We start from the raw sequence: 19,236 nt of genomic DNA on the forward strand, positions 1-19,236 counted from the left end.
ACAGCCTCGATCCACGCGCCCAGCTCCGGCCAGCAGCCGGTAACAGGAGGAAGGAAAATTACCGGCACCACACCTCCGTCGAGAAGGGCGCTCACCGGAGGAAAGCACCAGCTCCGACTAGGGGTGGCTTCGCCGGAGCAGAGGCGAGCGCAACACCATCACCTCCGCCGAGCCCGTGTTCGTCGGAGAACAGCCTCGATCCACGCGCCCAGCTCCGGCCAGCAGCCGGTAACAGGAGGAAGGAAAATTACCGGCACCACACCTCCGTTGAGAAGGGCGCTCACCGGAGGAAAGCACCAGCTCCCGCGCATACCTTAAAAAATGTCGGATATAAGCAATCAAATGGCATGGAATCCACTCCGGAACAGGGCTAAACTGTAAAGTGACAGTGGGCAAACCCACGGATGAAAGCGCATACGAGAGAGGGCGGATAAAATGATAGAGCAAAAATTCAATGACAACTGGAAATTCTGGGAGAACAAGGACTCATTTGCGTTGGTGTGGAATGTGCCGGAAACTGCCAAGGAAGTAACGGTCCCGCATGATGCGATGTTCGAAAAGAAACCGCACGCGGACAGCCTGAACGGCGGCAACACCGGTTATTACGATGGCGGATTCTATAACTACGTCAAGACGCTCCACGCGCCGGCCGATTACAAGGACAAGACGGTCATGCTGAAGTTCGAAGGCGTGTACATGAACGCCATGATCTACGTGAATGGCGAGTTGGCAGGGAAAAATATGTTCGGCTACTCGACTTTCTACGTGCCGCTGAACGCATTCCTACGCTACGGCGAAGAGAACGAAATCCGCGTCCAGGTCCGCAACGGCGCGATGACGAACAGCCGCTGGTACTCGGGCGGGGGCATCTACCGCGATGTCTACCTGCTGGTTTCGGATGTGACGCACCTCGTGCCGGAAGGGATCCAGATCAAAACGGCGGAAGCCGACGAGACTTTGGCGGTGCTGGACATCGCGACGGAAGTGAAGACAAGGCAGTATGCGCCGTGCCAATTGGTGTTGGAAAATGTGATCCGCGATGCGAACGGGAACGAAGTGGCGAAAGAACGATCGCCGTTTGTGCTGTTCGAACAGGAAGAACGCGTCATCAAGCAGCGCGTGACCGTGGAAAATCCTGCTCGCTGGTCTGACGAAACGCCTAGCCTGTACACTTGCGAAAGCAAGCTGTACGCCGAGGGGGAATTGTTGGACGAAGCGGAGACGACTTTCGGCATCCGGACGCTGCAGGTGGACGCGAAACGCGGCTTGCGCGTGAACGGCGAAACGGTGAAACTCCGCGGCGCCTGCATCCACCACGACAGCGGCCTGCTCGGGGCGGCGACGTACGAGGACGCCCAATTCCGTCAAGTCAAACGGCTGAAGGAAGCCGGCTTCAACGCAATCCGGATGTCCCATCAGCCGATGGCGCCTGCGATGCTGCGCGCCTGCGACCGTCTGGGCATGTACGTGATGGACGAAACATTCGACATGTGGAACCGGATGAAATCCGACTATGATTATGGCCTCTACTTCCAGGAATGGTGGGAACGCGACGTGACAGCGATGGTCCGCAAGGATTACAACCATCCGGCGGTCATCCTTTATTCAGTCGGCAATGAAATTCCCGAAATCGGCCTGCCGCACGGAGCGAAAGTCTGCCATGAACTTTGCGCCAAAATCAAATCTTTGGACGACACCCGTTTCACCTTGGCGGGCATCAACGGCGTTTTTGCCGCAGGCGACAAGGTCGGCCAGATCGTCGGCGATGTCGTTTCGGATCTGCAGGAGAAAGGCGAGATCGAAGGCAACGTCAACGACTTCATTACGCTGATGGATGGCCACTTGGACGATATCGTCGTGCATCCGGCCATTTCGGAACGGTTGGAAACGGCCTGCAGCGCAACGGACATCGCGGGCTACAACTACATGACGGCCCGTTACGAGGGGGACAGCGTGGCCTACCCGAACCGCGTCATGGTCGGCAGCGAAACGTATCCGCCGGAAATCGCCCGCAACTGGGATCTGATCGAAAAACTGCCGCAGGTGATCGGCGATTTCACCTGGACCGGCTGGGATTATCTGGGCGAAGCGGGCATTGGTGTGCCGGCTTATCAATGGGGCGAGGGCGGTTTTGGAGCCAGATTCCCTAACCAATTGGCATATGTGGGGGATATCGACCTGACCGGTGTCCGTCGCCCGGCTTCCTACTTGCGCGAAATCGTCTTCGGTTTGCGGAATAATCCTTACATCACGGTCCAAAATCCGTACAGATACGGCCAGCACCTGATGAAAACGCCTTGGGTCATGAGCGACAATCTGTCCAGCTGGACTTGGCCAGGCTGCGAAGGCAAACCGGTGATCGTCGAAGTGTACGCGCCGGGAACGGAAGTCGAACTGTTCCGCAATGGCGAATCGTTGGGCAAACAAGCTGCCGGGAAAGCAGCAGGCTACCGCGCACTTTTTGAAACCGTCTATGAGCCGGGCATGCTGACAGCCGTCGCATACGAAAACGGTGCAGAGATCAGCCGCTTCGAGCTGGCGACTGCCGGAGCAGAGCGCAGACTGGTCTTCGGTCTGGAAGAAATCATGGAGGAACTCATTTATGTTCCCGTCACTTATTGCGATGCAACCGGAACGGTCGCGACCGATGCCGACCAAACCATCCGCTTGGCTGTGTCCGGCGGGGCCGAACTGGTTGGCTTCGGCAGCGGCAATCCCCAACCGGAAACGACGCTTGAAAACGACGAGACGCAAACATTCAATGGCCAAGCGCTGATCATCCTCAAGAAAAATGGAGAAGCGGAGAACGTCGTCTTGACCCTGACGGCAGCGAACGGGGCTGTGGAGACTTTGGAACTGCAGCTGGCAGAATCGGAACTGGCGAGCCAAGGCTTCGCGTTCCAGGAGGCGTGATGCGATGATCAAGAATCCGATTTTGCCGGGCTTCTACCCGGATCCATCGATTTGCCGGGTTGAGGATGATTTCTATCTCGTGACCTCCAGTTTCAGTTATTTCCCGGGCGTTCCGATTTTCCACAGCAAGGATCTGGAGCAATGGGAACAGATCGGCCATGTGCTCGATCGGCCGGAACAGTTGCCGCTCACGCATGAGATGATTTCGGCGGGCATTTTTGCCCCGACCATCCGCTATCATGACGGCACGTTTTATATGATCACGACCAACATGAGCATGGGCGTCGTCAATTTTGTCGTCACGGCTGAGGATCCGGCCGGGCCTTGGTCGGAGATGCACATCATCCAAGGCGCGGACGGCATCGATCCTTCCCTGTTCTGGGACGATGACGGAAAATGCTACTACACCGGGACGACCCGTTTTGATGACGAAGCCGGGTCCAGGCAAGGCATCTGGTGTTCCGAGATCGATTTGGCCACATTCGAACTGGTCGGCGAGCGCCGCATCATCGGGACGGGGGCGCAGCGGGATGCGGAAGCTCCGGAAGGCCCGCATTTGTACAAGAAAGACGGCTATTATTATCTGATGATTGCGGAAGGCGGGACGGAACATTTCCATGCGGTCACGATCAGCCGTAGCCGGTCGATTTTTGGGGAATATGAAAATCACCAAGGCAATCCGATCCTGACCCACCGCCACCTCGGCAAAGGCTTCCCGATCTGGAATGTCGGCCACGGGGATCTGGTCGAACTGGAGAACGGCGACTGGTACATGGTCTGCCTCGGTTCGCGACTGGCTGAGGGGCAGCACAAACTGTTGGGCCGCGAAACGTTCCTCGTGCCGGTAGTCTGGGAAGACGGCTGGCCCGTCGTCAGCAAAGGCACCGGTAAAGTCGAGTGGAGCTATCCCTCGCCCGGCTTGCCGGATTGGCAACCGCAAACGCGGGCGGCCAATGATTTCAGGCAGCCCGTTGTGGAGAATTTCGACAATGCGCTGGGCTTCGAATGGAATTTTCTGGGCACACCCCGGCAAGATTTCGCCAAGGTGGAGGACGGCTGTCTGCGTCTGACACTGCTGAAAAATGCGACAGTGCCGTGGGAATTCGACAACACCGACGGCAGCGTCTTCAGCCGCATCGCAACGATCGGCAAGACGAAAGAGAACGTCAGCTTCGTCGGCAGACGCCAGCAGCACCTGGGTTTCGAGGCAACGGTCACTGTCCGATTTTCGCCGGAAGAAAGCGAGACGGCGGGCATCGTGATCCTGCAGAATGACGCGAACCAACTGCGCCTGGAAATTGCGAAAAACCAAGAGGACGGTCCCGTCGTAAGATGTATGCAGGTAGTATCGCACTATGATCAGGAAGGCATCCAGCATTTCAGCGAAACCCAGCTCGGCGAAGTTCCTGCGGATTCCTTGCAATCTGACTTTATGCTGCGGGTGAAAGGAACGGGTGCGCGCTACAGCTTTTATGCGGGCAGAAGCGCAGAGCGGCTGGAGCCGGTTGCGGAAAGTGTGGACGGATCCTTCCTGGGTTCGGAAACAGCCGGCGGTTTTGTCGGCGCCTATATCGGGCTGTTCGCTTCCGGAAACGGGCAAACGAAAGAGAAATACGCAGCGTTCGAAACCTTCAGCTACGAGGGTTTCGATCAGGAAGGGGAACAACAGCGATGATGGATGTGCAGACGCAAAAAATCGAAACGTTGCTTGCGGAAATGACTTTGGAGGAAAAAATCGGCCAGCTGCAGCAATGCGGCCCGTCCCTGGTGGGCGCTTTCGAGGTCAGTTTCGAGGAACTGCTGGACATGATGTTCGACGGACGGATCAGCCAGGAAGAGTTCGGCAAACTGATGAGCACGGCCGAACAGGATTTCCATGAGGAGGACCTCCGCGCCGGAAAGATCGGTTCGTACAATGGCGTCGGCGATGCCCTGACGGCGAACCGGCTGCAGAAAATCGCCGTCGAGGAAACCCGCTTGGGCATCCCTTTGCTGTTCGGCTATGATGTCATCCACGGTTTCCGGACGGTGACGCCGATTCCGTTGGCGGAAAGCTGCGCCTGGGATCCGGCTTTGTGGCAGCGTACGGCCAGGATGTCCGCGCAAGAAGCTACGGCGGCTGGCGTCCATATGACGTTCGCGCCGATGGTCGATGTCGCCAAGGATGCCCGTTGGGGACGCGTCAGCGAAGGGGCAGGCGAGGACACGTTGCTGAACGGCGACTACGGCGCAGCCAAAGTCCGCGGGTTCCAGGGCGACGATCTGGCGCAAACGGATGCGCTGGTCGCTTGCCTAAAACACTTTTCGGCCTACGGTGCCGGAGAAGCGGGCAAGGATTACAATCGGGTCGACATGTCGCTGCAACGGTTGTGGGAAGAGTATCTGCCGGCCTACAAAGCCTGCATTGATGCGGGAGCGCGGGCGGTCATGCCGGCTTTCAACGATCTCAACGGCGTGCCGTGCACGGTGAACGACTGGCTGCTGCGCGCTGTTCTGCGCGACGAATGGGGCTTCGACGGCGTCACGGTGAGCGATGCGAATGCGATCGCGGAGTGCGTCAACCATGGCGTCGCGGCGGATCGGCAGGATGCGGCCAAACAGGCGCTGCAGGCGGGGGTCGATATCGACATGACTTCGAATGCCTACTCGGAGAATCTTCAAGGCTTGATCGAAGCCGGGGAAGTCGCGGAGGCTTTATTGGACGAAGCCGTCCAGCGCATCCTCAAACTCAAATTCGAATTGGGCCTGTTCGATCAGCCTTACCGGACGGATGCGGAAAAAGAAAAATTGACTTTGGTGAAGCCGGAATACCGGGCGCTTGCCCGCGAAGCCGCGGCCAAATCGATGGTGCTGCTGAAGAACGAAGGCATCCTGCCGCTGCAGCCGCAGCAGAAGATCGCCGTGATCGGCGGCTTGGCGGATGATGCCGGCCAGATGACCGGCGCCTGGGCCATCGGAGCGCTCGGGGAAGATTGCGTCAGCCTGACCCAAGCCTTGGATGCGCAGGGGATTGCTTACGCGTACCATCCCGGCATCATCGACGGAAGCGTGGCTGCGGATGCGGTCAACCAGGCAGTCGAGACGGCCGATGTGGTGATTTTGGCGATCGGCGAGCAAAAGGAAGAGAGCGGCGAGGCCGCCAGCAAAGCCGACATTTCCTTGCCGGCGATCCAGCTGGAACTGGCGGAGACGCTTGTCCGGACTGGAAAACCTGTTGTGGCTGTGCTGTTCAACGGCCGACCATTGGCGATCCCGACGCTTGCCGAACAGGTCCCCGCGATCCTGGAAGCTTGGCATCCTGGTCTGGAAGCCGGCAACGCGATTCTGGATCTTCTCTACGGAACGGTGAATCCGAGCGCCAAACTGACGACGACCTTCCCGCACACGACGGGCCAATGCCCGCTGTATTATGATCACATTGCCACCGGACGCCCCGGCGGAAAATCGAAATTCACTTCCAAATATTTGGACACGCCGCTTGAACCGGTCTATCCGTTCGGCTTCGGCTTGAGCTATACGACATTTGCCTACAGCGACCTGTGGGCGGAAAAAAGGGCGGATGCGGTCCGGCTCACGGTCACCTTAAAAAACAGCGGAAACCGCGCGGGCGAAGAAATCGTCCAATGCTACGTGCAGGACAAAGTCGCGAAACGGGCGCGGCCGGTCAAACGCTTGGCAGCCTACCGTAAGGTTTTGCTGCAGCCGGGCGAAGCGGTCGCGGTGGAGTTTGCGGTGCCTTTCGAAAAATTGGGCTACTACGACCAACGCATGGAGTTTGTTCTGGAGTCCGGCGCATTCACGTTTTTTGTGGGCGGAAACTCCAGGGATAATCTTGCGGAAACAGTCGATCTGCGTTTCGGATGAATGGGAAAGGCGCGCTGAAGAAATATCGGCTGCGCCTTGTTTTTCATTCCGAATAGAAACTTTACGCTCGTAAAATCTTTTTAAATAAACAAAGAAAACCCTTTCCAGAATATGGATAAGTCACCTTAAAAAATGTCGGTTTATCAGTAAATAATAACATGGTCGTTTGGAAAGCGGTTTACTATAATAACAGTATCAAGCTTGATAGAAAAAAAGGAGTGATACTTTATGGCAGAAAAGACAGAAGCAACAGTGTTGGTGGAAAAAGCAACAAATGCGCCAAAAGAAAAAGTCAGCAGCCTCTTCGCCTGGTCGCACGCTACGTCAGTAAGTGGAACCGCTATGTTGATAGCAGCTATTATCGGAAGTTATTTCTCAGTATATATGACGGACACAATGATGATTCCGGCAGCGGCAGCATCGATGATCATGTTCGTGGCGACTTTATGGGACGCGATCAATGACCCGATGATGGGCGTGATCGCCGACCGAACCAAATCAAGATGGGGACGCTATCGCCCGTATTTTGTCGTCGCACCGATCCTGTTGACCATCTTCGGGACACTGATCTGGCTGAATCCCGACTTCTCGACGAACGGCAAAATCATCTATGTGCTGTTGACCTACATCGGCTACGGCATGACGGTCACGATGTATACGATGCCGCAGATGGCCATTTTGCCTGCGCACGTCAAAACCGATGAACAGCGCAACCGGGTCATCATGATGGGAGCCGGCGCTACCGCAGTCATGTTCACGATCGGTTCATCCTTCACGCCACAAATGAAAGCGTTCTTTGAAGGCGCGTTCGGCGTTTCGAACGGCTACATCCCGTTGATGATCGTGCTGGGCTTGATTTCCTGCATTTCGTTCTGGGGCTTGTTCGCAACCGGAAAAGAAAAATACATCGCCCCTGTCAGCGACACTTCGGTTTGGGGAGATATGAAAAAAATCCTGCGCCATAAAGAACTGACGCCATTCGTCGTCGTTTGGATCATGGCTTCGATGGGATACGGCTTGATGTTCGCCAGTTCCGTGTTCTACGTCATGTATTACTTGGTCCGTCCGGATCTGATCTCCGTCTACATGCTGGTCGTTTCCATGGGCGCTTTGGTATCGATGGTTGTCCTGATGCCGATCTGCCTACGCATCTTCAAAACGGCCCAAAAAACGTTGGTGGTCACGCAATTGATCGCGATTGCTTGCTACGTGACGCTGTTCTTCGTCGGAAACAAAAATATGATGCTTCTTTATGTGATCACGTTCATCGCTACTTCCGTCGCTTCCATGTCGAATGCGTTGGTCAACGTACTGGTGAATGATGCCATCGACTATGTGCAATTCAAGGACGGCATCTCTGCAAACGGCGTCATCTCTTCCATCAAAGGCTTTGCTCAAAAATGTGGAAATACCGTGACGAACTCAGGTATTCTGGCTGTGCTTGCTTGGGCGGGCTACAGAGCCGGTGAAATCGGCAACCAACCGGCGAGCACGATGTTCGCCATCAACTTCCTGCGTTTCGGTGCGCCAGCCATTATCGGCGGTATCCTGCTGATCGCTTTGCGTTTCAATCCGGTCGAAAAACACCGCGCGGATATCCAAGCGATGAAAGATCTGATCCGCGACCACAGCGAAGACAACCACGAAGTGTGATGAACGGTAATTTTTAGCCTTAAAAAGGGTGCTGTCTCCAAAAGGGGCAGCACCTGTCTTGGTTTATTGTGGCCGCGGGTGCGGCCGAGCCGTTACAAGGGTTACAACTCCGGTGAATGATTCTCTCACCGGAGTTGCGGTTGCCGGTAACGTTTGTCCTCCTGCGAGCGAATGCTGGCCGGAGCTGGATCCCCGGTCGCAGGCTGTCCTCCGGCGAACAAAATCTCGTCGGAGGTGAAGACTTTGCGCTCGCATCAGCTCCGGCGTGGGGATTCCCGCCGGAGATCCGGTCGGGGCGCTTCTTCCTCCGGTGAACGATCTTCTCACAGGAGTTGCGGTTGCCGGTAACGTTTGTCCTCCTGCGAGCGAATGCTGGCCGGAGCTGGATCCCCGGTCGCAGGCTGTCCTCCGGCGAACAAAGTCTCGTCGGAGGTGAAGACTTTGCGCTCGCGTCAGCTCCGGCGTGGGGGTTCCCGCCGGGGATCAGGTCGGGGCGCTTCTTCCTCCGGTGAACGATCCTCTCACCGGAGTTGCGGTTGCCGGTATCAGGTTGTCCTCCGGCGAGCGAATGCTGGCCGGAGCTGGATTCCCGGTCGCAGGCTGTCCTCCGGCGAACAAAGTCTCGTCGGAGGTGGAGATTTTGCGCTCGCGTCAGCTCCGGCGTGGGGGTTCCCGCCGGAGGTCCGGCCCCCCGCGCGGGTGCCGAAGAGCAAAAAGAAGCCGCCCCGAAGCGGGACGGCCTGGATGTTATCAGTTCAAACAAAGGGATCGAAGGATTCTTCGCTGTGGTGGTGCTGTTTGCGGTACTGCACCGGCGAAATTTGGTAGGTCGTGCGGAACACGCGCGAAAAGTGGTCGGTCGATTTGTAGCCGACCTGGGCCGCGATTTCGCTGATTTTCAGGTTGGAGTTCTCCAGATATTCGATCGCGTGCGCCAGCCGCAGCCGCCGGACCAGATCGGTGAAGTTGTAACCGGTGTTCTCGCGGATCATCGTCGAAAGGTAAGGCTCGCTGTAGTGGAATTCCTCGGCCAGGCTGGACAAGGACAGCTCCTGGTAATGGTGCTGGATATATTGCAGGATGACGGAAAAATCCGTGCCGATATGGTAATTGTGGAACTGCATGCTTTCGCTGTAGTTGCGCAGCAAGTTGGTGAACATCAGGTTGATCCAATTGATGCAGCTGCTGTTGCTGTAGCTGTCATAGCGGTGGCATTCGACCATGGCGTTGCGGATAAAGGCTTTCAACTCATCGTTCTGATCGGTTTTGAACAGCAGGAAATTGGGGCTCGTGTCGTCCTGAAGGATTTTTCGGAAAAAGTAGGAAAGCAGGTCCTTGCCCGACAGCAACGAAAAGAAAATCGTGTCGAAGGAGCTTTTCCGGAGCATGATCGTGTACACGATGGACTGGTCCTCGATCAGGATATCGTGGCTGGATGATGGTGCGATGATGCACAGCTCGCCTTCCTGCAGGGTAGATATTTCATCCTCAAAAGTGAAACGGCAGCTGCCGCGCACGACGTAATTGATCTCGAAAAAGTTGTGCGTGTGCGGGTTCGGCCGGGTGAACTGCGGGTGGCGGATGATGAAGACGTCGCGCTTGGGCGGGATGATGTCCGCTTCGACGACGGAGGACGACGGCGGGAGCTGCGGCGTCAGGGAAAGGACGAAGGAATCGATGGTCTCCTCGAATTCATCATCCGACATGTTCTCTAAAATGCCGCTCACGTGGGGCATCTCCAGCGTTTCCTGCAGCAAGCCTTTGCGGTAAAGATAGTCCGTCATTTCGGTGAATTGCAGGCGTTTGCCGTATTGGCGGTAGAAATTTGTCATTTGTTTTTGGAATTCACCGTACGTGATATAGTAGGGCATGATTTCTTTTCCTCCCGATCAGAGCTGGATTTGCGTTTGTTGGAAAAGTATAGCAGACAACATTTTTTAATTCAAGAAAGCAGAGGAGCAGTCAGATATGAAAATAAGCATAAAGATAAACGGGATGAAGGAACCGAAAGGCTATCAGTTCGAGCCGCTGCTGGTCAGCTGGATCGTCACCGATGCAAGCGGGAAAAGCCAGAAGAAAGCCGAAGTGAGGGTTGCGAAGGATGAGGCTTTCGAAGAAGTGGTCTGGGAAAAAACAGGACAGCTGGTTGCGACCGGCACGAAAGTCGATCTGGCTCTGCAGCCGCGCACGCAGTATTTTGTGAAGGTTGCGGTGGAAGATGAGCTCGGCAACGTGGGCGTTGGGCTCACGCACTTTGAAACCGGCAAGATGGACGAAGCCTGGGAAGCGCAATGGATCGGCACACCGGCCGATTACCCGCACCATCCGATCCTGGCGACGGCATTCGCGGCGGACAAACCCGTCGCAAAAGCGATGCTGTACATGTCGGGCGTCGGCCTCTATGAAGCGTACCTGAACGGCGAAAAGCTGACCGATGAGGTGCTGACGCCGTTCCTGAACGATTACCGCAGCCTGATCCAGGCCCAGACCTACGATGTCACGGCGCATGTGCAGGCGACGAACGACTTTGCCATCCTCTTGGGGAACGGCTGGTACAAAGGCCGCTACGGACTGGAAAGCCACACGGAGTATTTCGGCAACCAGTTCGCAGCCATCGCCGAGCTGCATCTGACTTTCGAGGACGGCAGCATGCAGGTCGTCAAAACGGATAAGGAGTGGCAGTACCGCGCCAGCAACATTCTGGCCAGCGGCATCTACGACGGTGAAAAAATCGATGAGCTCTGCTGGAGCGACAAGCCGAACCCTTGGCAGCCGGTCGTCGCGGTGGCGATCGATCCTTCCAAACTGCAGGACCGCATCAGCCCGCCTTTGCTGATCCAGGAAGAGGTCGCCGTGGCGCAGATCCTGACCAGCCCGGCAGGCGAAACGATTCTGGACATGGGCCAGAACTTTGCCGGTTGGCTGCGCTTCGAGTCCGATTTCGCGGCGGGGACGGAAATCCGTCTCGAGTTCGGCGAAATCCTGCAGAACGGCAACTTCTACAACGAAAACTACGGGACGGCCACTGGCGGCTTCACTTACCGATCCGGCGGGCAGAAAAAGACGGTCATGCCGCACTTCACCTATTTCGGCTTCCGCTATGTGCGCGTGAGCGGCTGGGAAGGCGAAATCAAGCCGGAGCAGTTCAGCGGGCTGGCGATCTATTCCGATCTGGAGCAGACGGGCTCCATCGAAACGGGGCATGCGAAACTGAACCGCCTCTACCAGAATACCGTCTGGAGCCAGAAGTCGAACTTCATCGATATGCCGACGGACTGTCCGCAACGGGCCGAGCGCCTGGGCTGGACCGGGGATGCGCAAGTCTACGCCCCGACGGCTTCCTACCATATGGACACGCGCGCCTTCTACCGCAAATATTTGCTTGATATGCGCCAGGAACAGCTGCTGATGGACGGCAGCATCCCCAACTATATGCCTTCGATGGGTTCGAACGGCGGCGCGGCCATCTGGGGCGATGCGGCCACGATCCTTCCGATGACGCTGGTCCAGATGTACGGCGCATCCGAAGAACTGGCCTTGCATTATCCCTTGATGAAGGATTGGGTGGACTGGAACATCCGCCAAGTGACCCAGCACAAAGGCTCGGCCGCTGGCGTGCTCGATTTCGGCTTCCAGTTCGGCGACTGGCTGGGCTTGGACGGCGCAACGCCGAGCTCGTTCAAAGGCGGGACCGATGATGCGTACATTGCGACCGTCTACTATTGCCACAGTCTCGAACTGCTGGCGGAGGCTGCGGCGTTGCTGGGCAAAGAGGCGGATGCGCGCCTGTACCGGGAGCTGGCCGACCGAGTGCGCGGCGTCGTTCTGCACGAATACTTCACACCGGCCGGCCGGTTGTCCGTCGATACCCAAGCCGCCTACATTGTGGCCCTGAAATTCGGCATCTTCCGCGACAAGGAAATGATCCTGAAACAGTTCCTCAAACGGCTGGAAAAGGACCTTTACCAGATCAAGTGCGGCTTCGCCGGTGCACCGTTGCTGTGCCAAGTGCTCGCCGAAAACGGGCTGGTGGATCTGGCCTACGAATTCTTGCTGACGGAAGACTATCCGGGCTGGCTGTACGCCGTCAATCAGGGGGCGACGACCATCTGGGAACGCTGGAACAGCGTACTCGAGGACGGCAGCATGAATCCGGCAGGCATGAACTCCCTGAACCATTACAGTTACGGCTCGGTCATGGAATTCGTCTACCAGTCGGTTGTCGGCATCATGCCCGACGGCTATGGTTTTTCCAAGGTGAAGTTGGCGCCGCAGCTGCATGCGCAGCTGAAATTCGTGAAAGGCCGCTACGCTTCCACGGCGGGCACCTACGTGAGCGAGTGGGAAATTTTGGCGGACGGCCAAGTCCATTGTCACTTCGAAGTGCCGTTCAACGGCACGGCGATGATCGTCCTGCCGAACAGCGACAAGCAAGAACAAGTCGTCGGCGCCGGCGTCTACGATTATACGTACCGGCCGAACCGCGATTTCCGCTACCTGTACGATGAAGACACGCGCATGAGCAAAGTGATGCGCGATGAGGCGGCCTTTGCCGCCGTCTGCGAAGCGGCGCACCGGATCGGCGAATTTCTGGCACGTGCCGACAAGGCGCAGCAGAACATGACGCTGAAGCAATTGAGCGGGCTGTTCTATACCGGCATCACCCCGGAAATGGCGGCAGACGCCCTGGAAAGGCTGAAAGCATTCAGGGCTTAGGCCAAAAATGAACATAACGTAAAAAATGGAGGCAATCGCATGAATATAGAGAAATTACGGACCAATCACCTGGAGAATCCGATCGGGTATTTGCTGGAACCAGCCAGCTTTTCTTGGATCGTGTCTGGCCAAACAGTGCCGGACATGGAAACGAAAGTGGTGCTGGCGGCGGATGCGGCTTTTGAAGAAGTGCTCTTCGAAAGCGCGTGGCTGAACGAAATCAATGCGCTGGACTTCCAGCCGGAAATCACGTTGGCTCCGCAACAACGCTACTATTGGAAAGTGCTTGTGCAGGCAGGCGCGGAGCTGTTTGCGGAAAGCGAACCGGCTTTCTTCGAGACGGCGAAAGCCACCGGTGCGTGGGAAGCGCAATGGATCACACCCGGTTCTTCCGGCGAGGGGAATCAGGAGGCGCAGCAAGCGCAGCCGATCCTGAAGAAACAGTTCGTCATCGAAAAAGAAGTTGCGTCCGCGCGCCTGTACATCTGCGGCTTGGGCCTTTACGAGTTCGAGGTGAACGGGCAGCGGACCTGCGATGAATACCTGCTGCCGGGCTACCATGCCTATGACTTTTGGCAGCAATACCAGACGTTCGACGTGACCGACAACCTGAAGGTCGGAGGCAATGCGCTCGGCATCCTGCTCGGGGACGGCTGGTACAAAGGCCGTTTCGGCTTTGACGGCGGCTACACCAACCTTTACGGGGAGGAGCTGAAGCTGATCGCCGAACTGCACCTCGCCTACGCGGACGGAACGGCGGAAACCATCGCCAGCGACGATTCATGGCTGACGAAGCCTGGTCCGATCCTCAAGAGCAGCATCTATGACGGCGAAGTCTACGATGCACGCAAAGAGATCGCCGCCTGGTCCGAGTATGCCGATGATCTTTCGGGCTGGCAGCAGGTTGCTGTTTTGCCGGATGCGACGGATAAATTGAGCCCGCGCCTGAGCCCGGCGCTGAAATACGTCGAGCGGCTGGTTCCGGAAGTGATCCAGTCACCCGCCGGCGAAACGATCCTCGATTTCGGCCAGAACATGGTGGGCTGGATCGCCTTCAAGGCTCATGCCCCGGCCGGAACGGAACTCGGCTATGAAGTGGGGGAATGGCTGCAGGACGGTTGTTTCTACAACGAGAACCTGCGGACCGCGGAAGCGAAATTCACCTACATCAGCGACGGGACGGCACGGGTAGTCCGTCCGCACTTCACTTTTTACGGCTTCCAGTACGCCAAACTGATCGGCTTTGATGCGGCTGTCGATCCCGCCGATTTCAGCGGCTATGTCATCCACAGCGAATTGGAAGTGACGGGCCGGATCGAAACGGCCAACCCGAAAGTGAATCAGCTGATCAAAAATGCGCTTTGGGGCCAAAAGGGCAATTTCCTCGATGTGCCGACGGACTGCCCGCAGCGGGATGAGCGGATGGGCTGGACCGGCGATGCGCAGATTTTCGCGCGCACAGCCAGCTACAATATGTACACACCGGCATTCTACCGCAAGTTTATGCACGACTTGCGCCTGGAACAGGAGCAACTGGACGGCTCGGTCCCGTTCGTCGTGCCGATGCTGAAACCGAAGGACGCGGGTGCTTTCATGGGCAACGGCGCTGCCGCCTGGAGCGACGCCGCGACCGTGATCCCGTGGGTGCTGTACGAACAGCACGGCGACCTTTCGCTGCTGCGCGAGCAGTACGCGACGATGGTCGATTGGGTCGAATACATCCGCCGCGAAGACGAGCGCACCGGATCGAACCGTCTTTGGACGACCGGCTTCCAATTCGGCGACTGGCTGGCATTGGACGGGAAGAACCCGCATGCCCCGATCGGCGGAACGGATCCGAAACTGGTCGCTTCCGTCTACTACTATTATTCGACGACACTGACGGCCAAGGCAGCCGCGGCCCTGGGAAACCAGGCGGATGCCGAAAAGTACACAACTTTGGCGGAAAGCATCAAAGCCGCCATCCAGGCTGAATTTTTGACGCCGAAAGGTCGTCTGGCCGTGAATACGCAGACCGCCTATGTCCTGTTCCTCTACTTCGATCTTGGCCCTGAAGCAACCCGGCACCGGATCATCGCCGACTTCGAAGCGAAGCTGCTGGAGGATGATGTGCATCTGAAGACCGGTTTCGTCGGCACGCCTTATCTCTGCGAAGCGCTGACGAAAAGCGGCCTGACGGAGCTGGCCTACAGCATCTTGCTGAACGAGGACTATCCGAGTTGGCTGTACGCGGTCGATCTGGGCGCAACGACGATCTGGGAAAGGTGGAATTCGGTCTTGCCGGACGGGAAAATCAGCGGCACGGATATGAACTCATTGAACCATTACGCCTACGGATCGATCGTCGAATGGCTTTTCCGTTCGGTGCTGGGCATCCAGGCCAATCCGGCGCAACCGGGCTACCGTCATTTTTATCTGAAACCAGCTCCGAGCGCGCAGTTGGGGGCAGCCAGCGGGGAATACGACTCCTCCTCCGGCAAAATCAAGAGTGCCTGGAGCATCCTGGAGGACGGCAACCTGTCCTTCGCCTTCGAAGTGCCGACATTGAGTACGGCGACGATCACGCTTCCGCATTGCCAAGCGGATGAAATCGCAGGCCAATTGCAGGAATTGGGCTTGGTGCAAGCGGAAATCGTGCAGATCGGCGACGGCGCAACCTTTACGGTCGGCGGCGGGGCCTATGCCTTCACCTACAAACCGCTGAAAGCCTACAAAACCAACTACTCGATTGCGATGACGTACAGGGAACTGCTGGAAACCAAGGCGACGCGGACGGTGATCTTTGACCAGCTGCCGATGCTGAAAGGCAACGACTTGGCGCTGAACCAGCTGGACAGCCCATTCGAAACATTCTCGTCAGTGCCGATCGTGCAGCATTTCGTGAACAAGGAAGTGCTCGCACGGATCGACGCAGCGTTGGCGGAACTGTAAAGCGTTCTCTTTGATGGCTAGCTGCACGGGTTAGCCCTTCGGAAATTAGATAAATCGCTCCTATTGCGCTCTACGATGCTCAGTCGGACCGATTTCCTAAATTTCTTTCAGGGCTGAACGAACCCGTTCCGCTTTTCTTTCATAATATCTTAAAATATGTCGGAAACAGGAAAAGAACGGACCCGGTGCGCCAGGTTCAATGCGCCGGAAACTGCTGTATAATTAGCGTTAAGAAGGAATAATGACAAAGGTGTGATTTGATGGTACGTCTAACAGAAAAGCCGTTTTTTTTATCGGATAAAGAGATTGCTTGGGTAGAAAATACGCTGAGCGAAATGACAATGGAAGAAAAAATCGGACAGGTTTTCTGCCCGATTGCCGGGAATCCGGAAGATCAAGCATTGACGGAGTTTGTGCAGAAATACCAACCGGGCGGGATGATGTTTCGCCCGATGCCGGCGCAAGCGATCCGGCAGGCGCATGGCGTGCTGCAAAAGGAAAGCAAAATTCCGTTGCTGCTGGCGGCCAATCTTGAAGCCGGCGGAAACGGCATCTGCTCGGACGGCACCTATTACGCCCGGCCGATGGGCGTCGCGGCGACAGCCGACAAGCAGGAAGCCTACCGTTTGGGCCATGTTTCCGGCCGCGAAGCGAACGCAGTCGGCTGCAACTGGGCGTTTTCGCCGATCGTGGACATCGACCTGAACTTCAAGAACCCGATCACGAACGTCCGCACATTCGGCTCGGACCTCGATTGCGTGATCGATTTTTCGCTGCAGCAGATGAAAGGCCTGAACGAAAACGGCATCGCTACGGCAGTCAAGCATTTTCCGGGCGACGGCGTGGACGAGCGCGACCAGCATCTGGTGAGTTCCGTGAACAGCCTGTCCGTTCCGGAATGGGACGAAAGCTATGGGAAAGTCTACCAGGCCATGATCGAAGCGGGCACGCTGTCGGTCATGATCGGGCATATCCTGCAGCCGGCCTACAGCAAAGCGCTCAATCCGGCTTTGGCGGACAAAGACATTCTGCCGGCGTCCTTGGCGCCGGAATTGATCAATGGCCTGCTGCGCGACCGCTTAGGCTTCAACGGCGTGGCGGTGACGGATGCGACTCCGATGATCGGCTACAATGCCGCGATGTCCCGCAAAAAAGCGATCCCGGCGACGCTCAATGCCGGCTGCGATATGATTCTGTTCAACAAAAACATCGACGAAGATTACCAAGCGCTGCGTGATGCGGTCAACAGCGGCGAAGTTTCCGCGGAACGGCTGGATGAGGCGGTCACCCGCATCCTGGCGATGAAAGCCAGCATGGGCTTGGTTGCTAAGCAGCAGACCGACAGTCTTGTCCCTGCGGCGGAAGCGCTCGACATCGTGGGCTGTCCGGAGCATCTGGACTTGGCAAGAAAGAGCGCGGAAAAAGCGATCACTTTAGTGAAGGACACGCAAAATCTGTTGCCGATTTCGCCGGAGAAAACCCCGCGCGTGCGCGTCTATATGCTGGAAGACCGCGCGAGCGGCGGCTTCAAAGACGGCGGGACCTCCGAGGACGTCTTCATCGACAAACTGAAGGCTGCCGGTTTCAGCGTGGAAAAATACAACTACGGACAATTGAACTTCCACGAAATTTTCGAAGCAGGCGTGGACGATCTGAAAGCGGAAGTCGATTTGGCCGTTTACGTGGCGAACTACGACACCGCCAGCAACCAGACGACACGCCGGATCGATTGGATCCGTCTGATGGCGGCCGATGCGCCTTGGTTCGTCCAGGACATCCCGACGGTTTTTGTCTCCCTGGCCAATCCGTACCACCTTTTTGATGCGCCGATGGTCAAGACCTACATCAACGGCTACAGCGCGAACGACATGGTCGCCGACGTCATCGTCGACAAACTGATCGGCAAATCCGCGTTTGAAGGCAAGAGCCCGGTCGACCCGTTCTGTGGGGTGTGGGGCACGAATTTGTAAAGGCTTTGGAGAATAACAGAGCGATCGCCGCGATTTCCGGTAATCGATGGAATGTTGGATGGACAGCAAAAAAGTTAAGAGTCGCCTCAAAATAATGAGGCTGCTCTTAACTTTTTTGATTGTTCGGATTTGTTATTGCGGAAGCTCTGATTCGGAGCTACTTGTCAGCTCGGATGCCCTGGCCGACGAATCACAAAACCTCAGAACCCATGCCGCTCGACTTCCAACAGTTCAAAAGTCTTCTCCGCCACATCGTACTCGTACTTGAAGACGCAGCAGTTGGTGATGCCGTCCTTCATCACTTCGTGGGGATCCTGCCAAGCGCTCAAGAAATGGATGCAGGCGCCGGCGTGGGAGACGGCGAGCACAGTCTGGTGGTCATCCTGCTCCATGATGTCGGTGCAGGTGCGGACCATCCGCTCGCGTACTTGGTCTCCTGATTCGCCGCCGTACTGCACGAAAAAGGTGCTTTTGTCTTTGGGATTGAGGTCTTCGCTCTCGCCCTCGAAGGTGCCGAAATGCATCTCCTTCAGGCCTTTCAGGCGCTGGTAGGGCATCAGTTCGTTCGTCACGATCTCCAGCGTATCGCAGGCGCGCTCGGCTGTCGAGCTGTAGGCGTGATCAAGGTCGATATCGTCAAAGTAGGCACTGGCGATTCCAGCTTGCTGGATGCCGAGCTCCGTCAAAGGCGAATCGCAGGCCCCCTGAATTTTTCTGCGGACGTTGAAAAGCGTCTGGCCGTGGCGCATCAAATATAATGTTTTTTTCATATGGGATCCTCCTGGTTTTTGAAGCGGATACATTTCAATTATACTACTTGTGACAGGGGACAAGTCAACAAGTAGTATTTTCTCCTCCGGCGAGCGGAGGCTACGCCGGAGTTCGCTTCGCATTTACAGACTGTGCTCCGGTAAGGACAAACTCGCCGGATAAGAACCCGCAGGGCACCGCTGTCCTCCGGCGGGAGAGTCTTCACCGGAGCAGGGCGACGATTCCGGCGCGCTGCGGCGGAATGAAACGAACGAATGCCGGTCTAGATGCAAAACAAGGCTGTCTCTACTCGAGGCAGCCTTTGCTGTAGTCGAAATTGTCTAATGAAACTGACCTATTCAACAATCCGATGTGGGTTGAGGTGCAAATTGTCGGATGCGGGAAGACATTCGACAATTTCGATAACATTTCTCTTCGG

General features: G+C 56.6%; 9 protein-coding genes. 7 read left to right on the forward strand and 2 right to left on the reverse strand.

Features of this window, described 5'->3' with window-relative positions; genetic code table 11:
• Positions 1 to 435: 435 nt before the first annotated feature.
• From BMX58_RS08955 to BMX58_RS08970, 4 genes are all read left to right on the forward strand, one after another.
• Positions 436 to 2,913: a glycoside hydrolase family 2 TIM barrel-domain containing protein gene (locus BMX58_RS08955; RefSeq protein WP_068623526.1), complete on the forward strand. Its 2,478-nt coding sequence runs from the start codon at positions 436 to 438 to the stop codon at positions 2,911 to 2,913.
• 4 nt (positions 2,914 to 2,917) lie between these two features.
• Entirely contained in the window at positions 2,918 to 4,588 is a 1,671-nt protein-coding gene (locus tag BMX58_RS08960) for a glycoside hydrolase family 43 protein (protein ID WP_068623528.1), read from the forward strand.
• Positions 4,585 to 6,777 carry a glycoside hydrolase family 3 N-terminal domain-containing protein gene (locus BMX58_RS08965; protein WP_093088829.1) on the forward strand — a complete coding sequence of 731 codons (2,193 nt, stop codon included), beginning with the start codon at positions 4,585 to 4,587 and terminating at the stop codon, positions 6,775 to 6,777. The genes BMX58_RS08960 and BMX58_RS08965 overlap by 4 nt, the downstream gene beginning before the upstream one ends.
• Before the next feature lie 228 nt (positions 6,778 to 7,005).
• Entirely contained in the window at positions 7,006 to 8,430 is a 1,425-nt protein-coding gene (locus tag BMX58_RS08970; RefSeq protein ID WP_084253963.1) for an MFS transporter, read from the forward strand.
• Positions 8,431 to 9,185: 755 nt separating this feature from the next.
• On the opposite strand, the gene BMX58_RS08975 is transcribed toward BMX58_RS08970, so the two are convergent.
• The gene (locus BMX58_RS08975; RefSeq protein ID WP_068623532.1) at positions 9,186 to 10,301 is read right to left on the reverse strand and encodes an AraC family transcriptional regulator; all 1,116 of its coding nucleotides are present in this window, start codon (positions 10,299 to 10,301) and stop codon (positions 9,186 to 9,188) included.
• A gap of 97 nt (positions 10,302 to 10,398) precedes the next feature.
• Between BMX58_RS08975 and BMX58_RS08980 the strand changes: the two genes are divergently transcribed.
• The 3 genes from BMX58_RS08980 to BMX58_RS08990 all read left to right on the forward strand — a co-directional run bounded on the left by BMX58_RS08980 (position 10,399) and on the right by BMX58_RS08990 (position 18,047).
• The gene (locus BMX58_RS08980; protein ID WP_068623534.1) at positions 10,399 to 13,146 is read left to right on the forward strand and encodes an alpha-L-rhamnosidase; all 2,748 of its coding nucleotides are present in this window, start codon (positions 10,399 to 10,401) and stop codon (positions 13,144 to 13,146) included.
• A gap of 39 nt (positions 13,147 to 13,185) precedes the next feature.
• On the forward strand, positions 13,186 to 16,077 hold the full coding sequence (locus tag BMX58_RS08985; RefSeq protein ID WP_068623537.1) for an alpha-L-rhamnosidase: 2,892 nt from the start codon (positions 13,186 to 13,188) through the stop codon (positions 16,075 to 16,077).
• Positions 16,078 to 16,337: 260 nt separating this feature from the next.
• On the forward strand, positions 16,338 to 18,047 hold the full coding sequence (locus tag BMX58_RS08990) for a glycoside hydrolase family 3 protein (protein ID WP_068623539.1): 1,710 nt from the start codon (positions 16,338 to 16,340) through the stop codon (positions 18,045 to 18,047).
• Between the two features lie 200 nt (positions 18,048 to 18,247).
• Here the strand turns inward: BMX58_RS08990 and BMX58_RS08995 are convergent, their stop codons facing one another.
• Positions 18,248 to 18,817: a histidine phosphatase family protein gene (locus BMX58_RS08995; protein ID WP_068623541.1), complete on the reverse strand. Its 570-nt coding sequence runs from the start codon at positions 18,815 to 18,817 to the stop codon at positions 18,248 to 18,250.
• Between the last annotated feature and the right edge of the window lie 419 nt (positions 18,818 to 19,236).

The sequence above is a fragment of the Trichococcus ilyis genome (assembly GCF_900109135.1).
In the GTDB taxonomy this organism is placed as follows: domain Bacteria; phylum Bacillota; class Bacilli; order Lactobacillales; family Aerococcaceae; genus Trichococcus; species Trichococcus ilyis.

What these genes read in the sequence shown, in the direction of transcription:
- BMX58_RS08955 (WP_068623526.1), top strand. Translation starts at nt 436, where the DNA reads ATGATAGAGCAAAAATTCAATGACAACTGGAAATTCTGGGAGAACAAG.
- BMX58_RS08960 (WP_068623528.1), top strand. Translation starts at nt 2,918, where the DNA reads ATGATCAAGAATCCGATTTTGCCGGGCTTCTACCCGGATCCATCGATT.
- BMX58_RS08965 (WP_093088829.1), top strand. Translation starts at nt 4,585, where the DNA reads ATGATGGATGTGCAGACGCAAAAAATCGAAACGTTGCTTGCGGAAATG.
- BMX58_RS08970 (WP_084253963.1), top strand. Translation starts at nt 7,006, where the DNA reads ATGGCAGAAAAGACAGAAGCAACAGTGTTGGTGGAAAAAGCAACAAAT.
- BMX58_RS08975 (WP_068623532.1), bottom strand. Translation starts at nt 10,301, where the DNA reads ATGCCCTACTATATCACGTACGGTGAATTCCAAAAACAAATGACAAAT.
- BMX58_RS08980 (WP_068623534.1), top strand. Translation starts at nt 10,399, where the DNA reads ATGAAAATAAGCATAAAGATAAACGGGATGAAGGAACCGAAAGGCTAT.
- BMX58_RS08985 (WP_068623537.1), top strand. Translation starts at nt 13,186, where the DNA reads ATGAATATAGAGAAATTACGGACCAATCACCTGGAGAATCCGATCGGG.
- BMX58_RS08990 (WP_068623539.1), top strand. Translation starts at nt 16,338, where the DNA reads ATGGTACGTCTAACAGAAAAGCCGTTTTTTTTATCGGATAAAGAGATT.
- BMX58_RS08995 (WP_068623541.1), bottom strand. Translation starts at nt 18,817, where the DNA reads ATGAAAAAAACATTATATTTGATGCGCCACGGCCAGACGCTTTTCAAC.